Origin of the sequence: Pseudomonas sp. BJP69, assembly GCF_007633355.1 — a bacterium.
Lineage (GTDB): Bacteria > Pseudomonadota > Gammaproteobacteria > Pseudomonadales > Pseudomonadaceae > Aquipseudomonas > Aquipseudomonas juntendi.
The window spans coordinates 4480525-4493554 of record NZ_CP041933.1; the positions used below are offsets into that span (position 1 = coordinate 4480525).

At 63.2% G+C, this 13030-nt stretch carries 10 protein-coding genes; 3 read left to right on the forward strand and 7 right to left on the reverse strand.

All coding sequences use genetic code 11. The features are described 5' to 3' along the window. Positions 1 to 28 precede the first annotated feature (28 nt). Together FPB55_RS20980 and FPB55_RS20985 are read left to right on the forward strand one after the other, a co-directional pair. Positions 29 to 2059, forward strand: a complete 2031-nt coding sequence (locus tag FPB55_RS20980; protein ID WP_009682796.1) for an ATP-binding protein — start codon at positions 29 to 31, stop codon at positions 2057 to 2059. Position 2060: 1 nt separating this feature from the next. Beyond that, complete coding sequence (locus tag FPB55_RS20985; RefSeq protein ID WP_054881171.1) at positions 2061 to 2627, forward strand: cob(I)yrinic acid a,c-diamide adenosyltransferase; 567 nt, start codon at positions 2061 to 2063, stop codon at positions 2625 to 2627. A 48-nt stretch (positions 2628 to 2675) separates the two neighbouring features. Here FPB55_RS20985 and FPB55_RS20990 read toward each other — a convergent pair whose 3' ends face one another. From FPB55_RS20990 to secA, 3 genes are all read right to left on the reverse strand, one after another. Then, positions 2676 to 3620: a Nudix family hydrolase gene (locus FPB55_RS20990; protein ID WP_009684403.1), complete on the reverse strand. Its 945-nt coding sequence runs from the start codon at positions 3618 to 3620 to the stop codon at positions 2676 to 2678. 125 nt (positions 3621 to 3745) lie between these two features. After that, positions 3746 to 4963 carry a bifunctional glutamate N-acetyltransferase/amino-acid acetyltransferase ArgJ gene (gene argJ, locus FPB55_RS20995; RefSeq protein WP_009684404.1) on the reverse strand — a complete coding sequence of 406 codons (1218 nt, stop codon included), beginning with the start codon at positions 4961 to 4963 and terminating at the stop codon, positions 3746 to 3748. 90 nt (positions 4964 to 5053) lie between these two features. Further along, a complete protein-coding gene (gene secA, locus FPB55_RS21000) occupies positions 5054 to 7789 on the reverse strand; it encodes a preprotein translocase subunit SecA (protein ID WP_125854473.1) in 2736 nt (911 codons plus the stop codon). 309 nt (positions 7790 to 8098) lie between these two features. Here secA and FPB55_RS21010 point away from each other — a divergent pair, with 309 nt between their 5' ends. Further along, complete coding sequence (locus FPB55_RS21010) at positions 8099 to 8554, forward strand: DciA family protein (RefSeq protein WP_009684406.1); 456 nt, start codon at positions 8099 to 8101, stop codon at positions 8552 to 8554. A gap of 53 nt (positions 8555 to 8607) precedes the next feature. On the opposite strand, the gene lpxC is transcribed toward FPB55_RS21010, so the two are convergent. From lpxC to FPB55_RS21030, 4 genes are all read right to left on the reverse strand, one after another. Beyond that, positions 8608 to 9519 carry a UDP-3-O-acyl-N-acetylglucosamine deacetylase gene (gene lpxC / locus FPB55_RS21015; protein ID WP_144189209.1) on the reverse strand — a complete coding sequence of 304 codons (912 nt, stop codon included), beginning with the start codon at positions 9517 to 9519 and terminating at the stop codon, positions 8608 to 8610. A 112-nt stretch (positions 9520 to 9631) separates the two neighbouring features. Continuing rightward, positions 9632 to 10828 carry a cell division protein FtsZ gene (gene ftsZ, locus FPB55_RS21020; RefSeq protein ID WP_009684407.1) on the reverse strand — a complete coding sequence of 399 codons (1197 nt, stop codon included), beginning with the start codon at positions 10826 to 10828 and terminating at the stop codon, positions 9632 to 9634. A 55-nt stretch (positions 10829 to 10883) separates the two neighbouring features. Next, on the reverse strand, positions 10884 to 12146 hold the full coding sequence (gene ftsA, locus FPB55_RS21025; protein ID WP_009684408.1) for a cell division protein FtsA: 1263 nt from the start codon (positions 12144 to 12146) through the stop codon (positions 10884 to 10886). A 14-nt stretch (positions 12147 to 12160) separates the two neighbouring features. Then, on the reverse strand, positions 12161 to 13030 hold the full coding sequence (locus tag FPB55_RS21030) for a cell division protein FtsQ/DivIB (RefSeq protein WP_029886561.1): 870 nt from the start codon (positions 13028 to 13030) through the stop codon (positions 12161 to 12163).

The following is a 13030-nucleotide window of genomic DNA, read 5'->3' on the forward strand; positions in this document are numbered from 1 at the left end:
TTACCTGGATACGGACACTGCCTAGCCCATGACCTTGCGCCATCGCCTGGAAAACCTCCCGGTCGGGCAGAAGCTGCTGGCGGCCCTGCTGGTATTGCTGGTGACCATCCTGCTGGTGGCCAACCTCACCTTCATCAGCGCGGCTTACTGGATCACCCAGGAGAGCATGGCACCCCAGGCCCTGCAGACCATCGGCCGGCTGGTGGCCAACCCGCAACTGGCTGAGCGCGCGGGCGACACCCCAGACACCGCCAGTGCCCTGCTCAAGGAGCTGGACAGCTACACCCCGCTGCGCGCGGCAGCCGTGTACGGGGGGGACGGTCGCATGCTGGCGCAACTCCAGCATGGCGACCCGCTAACCCTGCCCAAGCGCTTTCGCAACATCGACGGCTGGCGCCTGATGGAGTTTCGCAGCACCCAACTGATCCGCATCCCGCGCGAGGCCAACCCGCCGGCCCACCTGTTGCTGGTGGCCAGCAGCGAGCTGCCCACCGCGTTCTACACCGGCACGCTCAGTGCCAGCCTGGCTATCCTGGTGTTCAGCATCCTGCTGTGGATCTTCATTGCCCGCCAGATCAAACGCCTGATCACCCAACCGATCAACCAGCTTGAAGAACTCAGCCGCCAGGTCACCCGCGAAGAGAGCTACGCCCTGCGCGCCCGGCGTGGCAACGACGATGAGATCGGCAGCCTGGCCGACGCCTTCAACACCATGCTTTCGCGCATCGAGGCCCGTGAGCAGCAACTCAAACGCGCCCGTGACGAGTTCCAGGATGCCTATGACCAGGCCCAGGGCCTGGCCGAGGAAACCCGCCATACCAACCGCAAGCTGGAACTGGAAGTGCAGGTGCGCAGCAAAATCGAGAAAAAACTCACCGGTTTCCAGAACTACCTCAACAGCATCATCGACTCGATGCCTTCGGCATTGATTGCCCTGGACGAACAGCTCTATGTCACCCAGTGGAATCACGAAGCCACGGTCCTCTCCGGCACGCCGTTGCATGAGGCGCTGAACCAGCCGGTGTTCATCGCCTTCGAGCCGCTGAAGCCGTTCCTGCCGCAACTCAAGGAAACCGTGGAAAAGCACCGGGTGGCCAAGATCGAGCGGGTCACCTGGCCCAAGGGCGACGAGTTGCGCCATTACGCCCTCACCTTCTACCCGCTCACCGGCGGCGGCGGGCGCGGCGTGGTGATCCGCATCGACGACATCACCCAGCGCCTGTCGCTGGAAGAAATGATGGTCCAGTCGGAAAAAATGCTCTCGGTCGGCGGCCTGGCGGCGGGCATGGCTCACGAAATCAACAACCCGCTGGGCGCCATCCTGCACAACGTACAGAACATCCGCCGACGCCTGTCGGCAGACCTGCCCCGCAACCAGGAACAGGCCAGCGAGCTTGGCCTCGACCTGGCCATGATCAACCGCTACCTGGCCAGCCGCGAAGTGCCGCAACTGCTCGATGGCATTCAGCAGGCCGGGGCCCGCGCGGCGAAGATCGTCACCCACATGCTCAGCTTCAGCCGCCGCAGCAACCGACGGCTGGAGCCTTGCGAGCTGCCGGCGCTGATCGACCAGGCGGTGGAAATTGCCGGCAACGACTTCGACCTGGCGATCGGTTTCGACTTCAAGGGGCAGGCCATCGTGCGGCAGTTCGACCCTGAACTGGGGCCTGTGCCGTGCACTGCCAACGAACTGGAACAGGTACTGTTGAACCTGTTGAAGAACGCCGCCCAGGCCATCCACCTGCGCCCGCAACCGAGCGAGCCGGGGCGGATCACCCTGCGCACCCGGCTGAACCCGCCGTGGGCAGAGATCCAGGTCGAGGACAATGGCGTCGGCATGCCAGAGGCCGTGCGCAAGCGCACCTTCGAGCCGTTCTTCACCACCAAGGAAATCGGCCAGGGCACCGGGCTGGGCCTGTCGGTTTCGTACTTCATCATCACCAACAACCACAAGGGGCAGATGGAGGTGCACTCCACGCCTGGCCAGGGTACGTGCTTCACCCTGCGCCTGCCCCTCGGCCAGCCGGCAGCAGCGGCGCCGACCTTACCGGAGCAATGACATGGGCAACCGCCTATCGAAGATCTACACCCGTACCGGCGACCAGGGCGAAACCGGCCTGGGCGACGGCCGGCGGGTGCCGAAAAGCCACCCGCGCATAGAAGCCATTGGCGAGGTAGACAGCCTCAACAGCCAGCTCGGCGTGCTTTTGGCAGGCCTGGCCGAGCAAGGCCTGGAAGAGGTCACTGCGGTGCTCGCGCCGTGTCAGCACCGCTTGTTCGACCTGGGTGGCGAGCTGGCCATGCCCAGCTACCAGGCCTTGAACCAGGCAGAAGTGGAGCGCCTGGAGGCGGTCATCGATGTGTGGAACGAAGAGCTGGGGCCGCTGAAGAACTTCATCCTGCCCAGTGGTTCGATGCTGGTGGCGCAGGCCCATGTGTGCCGCAGCCTGGCGCGCAGCGCCGAGCGGCGCTGCCAGCAGCTGCATGCGCTGGAACCACTGGAAGGGGTGGGTCTGGCGTACATCAACCGCCTGTCCGACCTGCTGTTCGTGGCGGCCCGGATCATCGGGCGGCGACAGGGGGTGGCCGAGGTGTTGTGGCAGCCTGCTGAAAAACCGCAGGGCTGACAGGTTCGGGGCGGCCTGCGCGGTGTCGCGAAGGGCCGCCCCAATGGCTCAGGCCTCGGGCCAGAATGCCCGGATGCCGGCCACACCCTGGGCCCCGGCTTCCCAGGCTCGCTCGCGCTCACCCGGCCCTACCCCACCCAGCAAGTACACCGGCTTGCTGAACCCGGCCAGCAAACGTCCAGCTTCGTCCCAGCCCAACGGCGCCGCCTCGGGGTGGGTCTGGGTTGCCTGGACTGGCGACAGGGTGACGAAGTCGACGCCCATCTGCTCGGCCAGTGCCAGCTCTTCGGCGCAGTGGCAGGAAGCCGCCAACCACCGCTCGCGGGGAAACGGCCGACCTTTGGCGGCGTACTTGCGCAACTGCGCCGCGGTCAGGTGCCAGCCGGCCGAAGGGAAATCGCCCAGCCATTCCAGCGGCCCCTTGAGCATCAACTGCGCCTTGCCCGCACACAGCCCAACCGCATCCACCGCCACGTCGCGGTACTTGGGGTCGTACATGTCCGGGGCGCGCAACTGAATCAGGCGAATGCCGCTGGCAACCGCCTTCTGTATGCCCTTGAGCAGTTGCGGCACTTCCAGGCCATCGGGGGTAATCAGGTACTGGTCCGGCAGGCGCGCGGCAGCCACGATCGGCTGGTTGGCCTCGGGAAATTCGTACTGCGGCAAATCGCGCGGGGCAACCCACGCCAGCGGCTGACCCTCGGCGCCATGCGCTTCGCCGGTGAAGGCCTGCACTTCACGCACGTCCAGCAACACCTGCTTGTCCGGGTAGTCGTGGCTGACCTTGATCAGCGCACGCGAACGGCTCACCTCGATACCCAGCTCTTCGCGCAGCTCGCGGGCCAGTGCCGCTTCCACGCTTTCACCGGCTTCGACCTTGCCGCCGGGAAACTCCCACAGGCCACCCTGGTGCTGGGTGGCGGCCCGCCGCGCGATCAGAATGCGGCCATCGGCGCCACGAATGACCGCTGCTACAACATGAATCCTTTTCACACTTCACGCTCCGCCAGGCCAGCCTGCAACAAGGCGCGCAACGTGTCGCCGAAGTTCAGGTGATCGCTCATGGTTCGTCTCCTGGTTCTGGAATTGTGGGGCCGTTGCCCGACCCCAGCACTGCATCAGGTACGGTATTCGGCGTTGATCTTCACGTACTCGTGCGACAGGTCGGTGGTCCAGATGGTTTCGCTGCACTGGCCACGCCCCAGTTCGATCCGGATCGTGATCTCTTCCTGGGCCATCACCGCCGAGCCCTGGGCTTCGGTGTAGCTGGGGCTGCGGCCGCCCTGGCTGGCGATGCACACGTTATCCAGGTAGACGTCGATCAGGCTCACGTCCAGCTCCGGCACACCGGCACGGCCCACCGCGGCGAGAATACGGCCCCAGTTTGGGTCCGACGCGAACAGTGCGGTCTTGATCAGCGGCGAGTGGGCCACTGCGTAACCGACGTCCAGGCATTCCTGGTGGTTGCCACCGCCGTTGACCTGCACGGTCACGAACTTGGTCGCACCTTCGCCGTCACGCACGATGGCCTGGGCCACGTCCATGCACACTTCGAACACGGCTTTTTTCAGGGCCTCGAACAGCGCACCACTGGCTTCGGTGACTTCTGGCAGGTTGGCCTTGCCGGTGGCGATCAGCATGCAGCAATCGTTGGTCGAGGTGTCGCCATCGATGGTGATGCGGTTGAACGACTTGTTGGCGCCGTCCAGCATCAGGTCCTTGAGCACCGCCGGGGCAACCTTGGCGTCGGTGGCGATGTAGCCAAGCATGGTGGCCATGTTCGGGCGGATCATGCCGGCGCCCTTGCTGATACCGGTCACGGTCACGGTCACGCCATCGTGCTGGAACTGGCGGCTGGCGCCTTTGGGCAAGGTATCGGTGGTCATGATGCCGGTGGCCGCTTCGGCCCAGTTGTTCTCCGACAGGTTATCGAGGGCGGCCTGCAGCGCGCCTTCGATCTTTTCGACCGGCAGTGGCTCGCCGATTACCCCGGTGGAGAACGGCAGTACCGATTCGGCGGGTACGCCGGCCAGTTCAGCCAGCTTGGCGCAGGTGCGTTCGGCGGCTGCCAGCCCAGGGGCGCCGGTACCGGCGTTGGCATTACCGGTGTTGGTCAACAGGTAGCGCACGGTGCCCTGTACACGCTGCTTGGAGAGGATCACCGGTGCCGCGCAGAAAGCGTTGAGGGTGAACACGCCCGCCACGCTGGAGCCTTCGGCGCAGCGCATGACCACCACATCCTTGCGCCCAGGACGCTTGATGCCGGCAGAAGCGATGCCGAGTTCAAAACCCGCAACCGGGTGCAGGGTGGGCAAAGGACCAAGACCAACAGCCATTAGAGCGCTCCTAGAAAATTCGGTGGATGTACAAAAAACGGGGCCGCAAAGCGGCCCCAGGATGTATCAGGTTACAACACCCAGGTCAGATCATTCGATCTGCCCGTGGCAATGCTTGAACTTCTTGCCCGAACCACACCAGCAAGGCTCATTGCGGCCCAGCTTCTGCTCGTTGCGCACCGGCGCCGAGGCAACGGCCACTTCGGCCTCCTCCTCGCTCAGCTGCTCGCCTTCCAGGCCAGGGGCTGGGGCGTGCTCGAACTGCATGCGGCTGGCCAGCTCCTCGGCCTCGCGGCGCAGGCGGGCTTCCTCTTCGACCGGGTCTTCGCGGCGTACCTGCACGTGCGACAGCACGCGGATGGTATCGCGCTTGATCGACTCCAGCAGTTCCTGGAACAGGCTGAACGACTCGCGCTTGTACTCCTGCTTGGGGTTCTTCTGCGCATAGCCACGCAGGTGAATACCGTGGCGCAAGTGGTCCATGGTCGACAGGTGGTCTTTCCACAGGTCGTCCAGCACACGCAGCAGAATCTGCTTCTCGAAGGTACGCAGGGCGTCGAGGCCGGCCTGGTCTTCTTTCTCGGTGTAGGCCGTGGTGATCTCGTTCAGCAGCTTCTCGCGCAGCGTCTCCTCGTAGAGGTGATCGTCTTCGTCGAGCCACTGCTGGATCGGCAGCTTGATGGCGAAGTCGCTGGCCAGCGATGCCTCCAGGCCGGCCACGTCCCACTGCTCGGGCAGCGACTGCGGCGCAATGTGCTGGCTGATGGTAGCGTCCAGGACTTCCTTGCGGAATTCGACGATGGTGTCGCCAATGTTCTCGGCCGCCAGCAGGCTGTTGCGCATGTGGTAGATCACCTTGCGCTGCTCGTTGGCCACGTCGTCGTATTCAAGCAACTGCTTGCGGATGTCGAAGTTGCGGCCTTCGACCTTGCGCTGCGCCTTCTCGATGGCATTGGTGACCATGCGGTGCTCGATGGCCTCGCCCGCCTGCATGCCCAGGGCCTTCATGAAGTTCTTCACCCGATCGGAGGCAAAGATACGCATCAGGCTGTCTTCCAGCGACAGGTAGAAGCGGCTGGAGCCCGGGTCGCCCTGACGGCCGGAACGGCCACGCAACTGGTTGTCGATACGGCGCGACTCGTGGCGCTCGGAGGCGATCACGTGCAGGCCACCGGCCTCGATCACCTGCTGGTGACGCTTCTGCCAGTCGGCCTTGATCTGGGCGATCTGCTCGGCGGTCGGGTTTTCCAGGGCGGCCACTTCGGCTTCCCAGTTACCGCCCAGCAGGATGTCGGTACCACGGCCGGCCATGTTGGTGGCGATGGTCAGGGCACCCGGCGCACCGGCCTGGGCGATGATTTCGGCTTCTTTCTCGTGGTACTTGGCGTTCAGCACCTTGTGGTCGATACCTTCTTTCTTCAGCAGGTTCGACATGTGTTCGGACGTTTCGATGGTCGCGGTACCAACCAGAATCGGCCGGCCCTGCTTCATGCTTTCCTTGATGTCGGCAATGATCGCGGCGTACTTCTCGTCGGCGGTCAGGTACACCAGGTCGTTGAAGTCCTTGCGCGCCAGCGGCTTGTTCGGCGGGATGACCATCACGTTCAGCGCGTAGATCGACTGGAACTCGAAGGCTTCGGTGTCGGCAGTACCGGTCATGCCGGACAGCTTGGTGTACAGGCGGAAGTAGTTCTGGAAGGTGGTCGAGGCCAGGGTCTGGCTCTCGGCCTGGATGTTCAGGTTTTCCTTGGCCTCGATGGCCTGGTGCAGGCCTTCGGACAGGCGCCGGCCCGGCATGGTCCGGCCGGTGTGCTCGTCGATCAGCAGTACCTGGCCGTCCTGGACGATGTACTCGATGTTGCGGTGGAACAGCTTGTGTGCGCGCAGGCCGGCATATACGTGGGTCAGCAGGCCCAGGTTATGCGCCGAGTACAGGCTCTCGCCTTCAGCCAGCAACCCGGCCTGGGTCAGCATCTCTTCGATGAACTGGTGACCGGCCTCGTTGAGCTCGACCTGGCGGCTCTTCTCGTCGATGGTGAAGTGGCCTTCCTGAGTGACCTGGCCTTCGACTTCTTCGACGTGCTGGGTCAGGCGCGGGATCAGGCGGTTGATCTCGATGTACAGCTTGGAGCTGTCTTCGGCCTGGCCGGAGATGATCAGCGGGGTGCGCGCTTCGTCGATGAGAATGGAGTCCACTTCGTCGATCACGGCGAAGTTCAGTTCACGCTGGAACTTCTCGTCCTGGCTGAACGCCATGTTGTCGCGCAGGTAGTCGAAACCGAATTCGTTGTTGGTGCCGTAGGTGATGTCGGCCGCATAGGCAGCACGCTTTTCTTCCGGCGGCTGGAAGGCCGATACGATACCGACCGACAGGCCGAGAAACTCGTACAGCGGGCGCATCCAGTTGGCGTCGCGGCGGGCCAGGTAGTCGTTGACGGTAACCACATGCACGCCCTTGCCGGACAGTGCGTTGAGGTACACGGCCAGGGTACCGACCAAGGTCTTGCCTTCACCGGTACGCATTTCTGCGATCATGCCTTCGTGCAGGGTCATGCCGCCAATCAACTGAACGTCGAAGTGGCGCATGCCCATCACGCGCTTGCCAGCCTCGCGGGCCACGGCAAAGGCTTCGGGCAACAATTGGTCCAGTGTCTCGCCTTTGGCCAGGCGCTCCTTGAACTCTGCAGTCTTGCCCCGCAGTTGCTCGTCGGAGAGGGCCACCATCTTCTCTTCGAAGGCATTGACGATACTCACCGTCTTGAGCATGCGTTTTACTTCACGCTCGTTCTTGCTTCCAAAAAGTTTTTTTAACAAAGGCGCAAACATATCGGCAGGATCTTCCACACGTAGGGATGGAGGGCGGCCCCATGAGTCGCCCGTGCAGCCCTGAGGCCGCATGCGAACGAGCATTCTACCCGGAAACGATTGTGAGGAAAGTGGTGGATTTCCACGATGCTGGCACAGCGCTTTGGCAGGGGCTTGGTTTAGATAGGGGCATTTTCCCTGAGTTCAAGGTTTGGCAACATGAAAGGTATCGAGAACCAGTCTTATCTTGCGTTGCCTGTGCCCGCGAAGCGGCCAGCACAGGTTCTACAGGTGTTAAACTGCCGATCTTGTAACCTCATGCGTACCCCCATGGCCTACAAACCCTCCCCCGCCCAGCCACCCTCGGCCCTGCTGCGCCAGGTGCGCCCGCTGCGCCTGCTGCTGAACCAGGCCGAACGCCTGGAACACCTGCAGCGCCTGCTGGAAAGCCAGCTGCAACCGGCTGCCCGCGAGCATTGCCACGTGGCCTCATGGCGCGATGGCACCTTGTTGCTGGTGGTGACCGATGGCCATTGGGCTACCCGCCTGCGCTACCAGCAGAAGCGCCTGCTGGCCGCATTGCAGGCCATGGAGGCCTTTGGCAACCTCCGGCGCATCCTCTATAAGGTGCAGCCGCCCCTGGTACCGGCCAAACGCGGCGGGCATGCTGCCGAGCTGTCCACCAGCGCCGCGGCAAGCCTGCGTGACACCGCCGAGGGCATCGCCGACCCCAAGCTGCGCGCTGCACTGGAGCGCTTGGCCGCCCACGCTGGCGACAAGCAATAAAAAAGGCCACCCGAAGGTGGCCTTGATTACAACACTAGAGAGAGTGTTCGAACTTACACGGCCGCAACAGGGCGCATGTACGAGATCGGTGCCGTACTGGCATCTTCGAACGTGACCACTTCCCAGGCATCGGTTTCGGCAATCAGCTTGCGCAACAGCTGGTTGTTCAGCGCGTGGCCGGACTTGTAGCCCTTGAACTCGCCGATCAGGCTGTTGCCCAGCAGGTAGAGGTCGCCAATGGCGTCGAGGATCTTGTGCTTGACGAATTCGTCATCGGAACGAAGGCCGTCTTCGTTGAGCACACCTGTCTCGTCGACCACGATGGCATTCTTGACACTGCCACCCAACGCAAGGTTGTGCTTGCGCAGGTACTCGATGTCACGCATGAAACCGAACGTGCGGGCGCGGCTGACTTCCTTCACGAACGAGGTGCTGGAGAAGTCGACAACCGCGCTCTGGGTCTGGCCCTTGAGGACCGGGTGATCGAAGTCGATCTCGAAGCTCACCTTGAAACCGTCGAAAGGCAGGAAAGTGGCGCGCTTGTCGCCCTCTTCCACAGTCACCTCACGCAGGATGCGGATGAACTTCTTGGCTGCGTCCTGTTCTTCCAGGCCGGCAGACTGAATCAGGAATACGAAGGGACCGGCGCTGCCATCCATGATCGGCACTTCCGAGGCGGAGAGCTCGACGTAGGCGTTATCGATGCCCAGGCCCGCCATGGCGGAGAGCAGGTGCTCGACCGTATCGACCTTGACGTCACCGTTGACCAGCGTCGTCGACATGGTGGTCTCGCCGACGTTGGCCGCACGCGCAGGGATCTCGACCACAGGGTCGAGGTCGGCGCGGCGGAAGACGATGCCGGTGTCAACAGGTGCAGGCTTGAGGGTCAGGTAAACCTTCTCCCCGGAGTGCAGGCCGACACCTGTGGCACGGATGGTATTCTTCAGGGTGCGTTGTTTAATCATGGCATTGGCCGCTTCAGCGCAAATTGCGAACAGGTATCAACAAAGGCTGGGGATGATAACAGACCCAACCTTTGATGAATACCAATCACCTTTATACCCCTGATAAATTCCATTAATCAGCCTGACGACGCAGGAATGCCGGGATATCCAGGTAATCCAGGTCATCCTGAGGGTTCATTTTCGCGGCTGCCGCAGCACCGGCGTGGGCCTGGTTGCGCATTACGGTCGGGCGCTCCAGGTCACGGTAGTTCACGGCTGGCTGCTCCTGACGAACTGGCGCCGGGTTGGACGCTTCGTACGCCTGCTGGGCAGTCTGCAGGGTGTTGTCGACCACTTTCACAGGCTTCTCGATACGCGCGCCCAGGCCGGTGGCCACAACGGTCACGTGCAGTTCGTCACGCATGTCCGGATCGATCACGGTACCAACCTTGACCATGGCGTGGTCAGAGGCGAAGGCTTCGATGATGCTACCCACGTCGGAGTATTCACCCAGCGACAGGTCCGGGCCAGCGGTGATGTTCACCAGGATGCCGCGGGCGCCCTGCAGGTTGACATCTTCCAGCAGCGGGTTGCGGATGGCTGCTTCGGTGGCTTCGCGTGCACGGTTCGGGCCGCTGGCGCAACCAGTACCCATCATCGCCATGCCCATTTCACCCATGACGGTGCGCACGTCGGCGAAGTCGACGTTGATCATGCCCGGGCGCTTGATGATGTCGGAGATACCGCGCACGGCACCGGCCAGTACATCATCGGCCTTGGCGAAGGCGGACAGCAGGCTGGCATCCTTGCCCAGGATGGTCAGCAGTTTCTCGTTGGGGATGGTGATCAACGAGTCGACGCTTTCAGCCAGCATGCGGATGCCTTCATCGGCGATCTGCATGCGCTTGCGGCCCTCGAACGGGAACGGACGGGTCACCACGGCTACGGTGAGGATGCCCATTTCCTTGGCCACTTCGGCGATGATCGGTGCAGCACCGGTACCGGTACCGCCGCCCATGCCAGTGGTGATGAACACCATGTTGGTGCCTTGCAGCACTTCGGCGATGCGCTCACGGTCTTCCAGTGCGGCCTGACGGCCGACTTCCGGATTGGCACCAGCACCCAGGCCCTTGGTCACGCCAGTGCCCAATTGCAGGATGGTGCGTGCACCAATGTTTTTCAGGGCCTGAGCATCCGTGTTGGCGCAGATGAATTCCACGCCTTCGATGCTGCTCTTGACCATGTGGTTGACGGCGTTGCCGCCACCACCACCAACGCCGATCACTTTGATGACCGGGCTTTGCGGGACGTTGTCTACGAGCTCGAACATTTTCCCTCTCCTTACAGTTCTCTAGTTGTTGCGCCTACCACTACTGCTTTGAAACTTAGAAGTTGCCCTGTACCCAGCGCTTGAAGCGTTCAAGCACTGGGGCCTTCGGTTCATCGCCATAGCTGTTGTTGCTGCTGTTGCTGCTGCCGGTCAGGACCATGTCCTCGGACTGCTTGAGCAGGCCGTAGGTGAGCAAGCCCACGCCGGTGGAATAAATGGGGTTGCGAACCACGTCGCTCAGGCCCCGAACGCTGTGCGGTACGCCCAGGCGTACCGGCATGTGGAAGATTTCCTCGGCCAGTTCCACGGCACCTTCCATCTTCGCGGTACCGCCGGTGAGGACGATGCCCGCTGGCACCAGGTCCTCGTACCCGCTGCGGCGCAGTTCGGCCTGGATCAGGGTGAAGAGCTCGTCGTAACGCGGCTCCACCACCTCGGCCAGGGCCTGACGCGACAGCTCGCGCGGTGGGCGGTCGCCCACGCTCGGCACCTTGATGGTCTCGCCAGCGCCCGCCAGTTTGGCCAGGGCGCAGGCGTAGCGGATCTTGATTTCTTCGGCGTACTGGGTCGGGGTACGCAGGGCCATGGCGATGTCGTTGGTCACCTGGTCGCCGGCAATCGGAATGACAGCGGTGTGGCGGATCGCGCCTTCGGTGAAGATGGCGATGTCGGTGGTACCGCCACCGATGTCGACCAGGCACACGCCCAGTTCCTTTTCATCGTCGGTGAGCACCGAATAGGCCGAAGCCAGCTGCTCGAGGATGATGTCGTCGATTTCCAGGCCGCAGCGGCGCACGCACTTTTCGATGTTCTGTGCCGCGTTGACCGCGCAGGTCACCACGTGCACCTTGGCTTCCAGACGCACGCCAGACATGCCCAGCGGCTCGCGGACGCCTTCCTGGTTGTCGATCACGTAGTCCTGCGGCAGGGTGTGCAGCACGCGCTGGTCGGCCGGGATGGCCACCGCCTGGGCCGCGTCCAGTACCCGCTCCAGGTCGGCCAGGCTGACCTCGCGGTCACGGATGGCGACGATGCCGTGGGAGTTCAGGCTGCGGATATGGTTACCGGCGACGCCCACGAACGCCGAGTGGATGCGGCAGCCGGCCATCAGCTGCGCTTCTTCGACGGCGCGCTGGATCGATTGCACGGTCGACTCGATGTTCACCACCACGCCTTTTTTCAGGCCGCGGGACGGGTGTGTGCCGATACCGACGATTTCCAGGGTGCCGTCTTCGCCCACTTCGCCGACCAGTGCCACCACCTTGGAGGTGCCAATATCCAGCCCGACGATCATTTTGCCGCTATGCGCGTTTGCCATGGTCCTGCCTCTCTCTAATTCTTCGCAACGGCGGGTTGGGCCGTCGTCGGTGCAATCGGTTCCCGCCAACCAACGGCAAGTCCGTTGGAATAACGCAGATCAATGCGGGCGATAGTGCTGATCTGGTCTTTGAGTGTCTTGTCGTAAATGGCAATGAAACGGCGCATCTTCTCCACCAGATGGTCGCGCCCCAGCAGCAGCTCGATGCCCGGCCCGGCGCTGCTCGCGCCAGTGGTCAGGAACCAGCTGCCTCGCTCGCGCAGCTCCAGGCGAGCGATGGAAAAGCCCAAGGGGCGCAGCATCTGGCTCAATACCTGATACTGCTGCATGACTTGTTGCTGGGCACGCTGCGGCCCGGCAAGCTGCGGCAGGTGCTCATAGTTGGCCAGCTCACGCGGGGTGAATGCCTGGCCCTGGTTGTTGAGCAAGGCTTCGTCGCCCCAGCGCGCCACCGGCAGCTGTTCTTCCAGGCGGATGACCACCTCGTCAGGCCACACCCGGCGTACTTCAGCGTGGGCGATCCAGGGCATCTGTTCGAGCTCCGCACGCATCGCCGGCAGGTCGACACTGAAGAAGCTCGCGGCCACGTAAGGGGCGATACGCTGCTGCACCGACTGCTGGCTGATGTAGGTGAGGTCGCCCTGCACATCGATCTTGGCGATGGGCCGGTCGGCATAAGGCATCAGGCGAATGGCCCCTTCGTAGGCACCGAAGCCTGCTGCCACCAGCAATACCGGCCACAGCAGGCGCTTCAGGCCGCCGAGGCTGGGCCGCGGCAGGCGCGCCGATACGGGCTCGTCGGCCACCAGCCTGCTGGCACCACGCGGCACCGGCTTGCTACGGCCGGTTACGGGTTGCTGCTGACGTATCATTGCGCCTTGCAT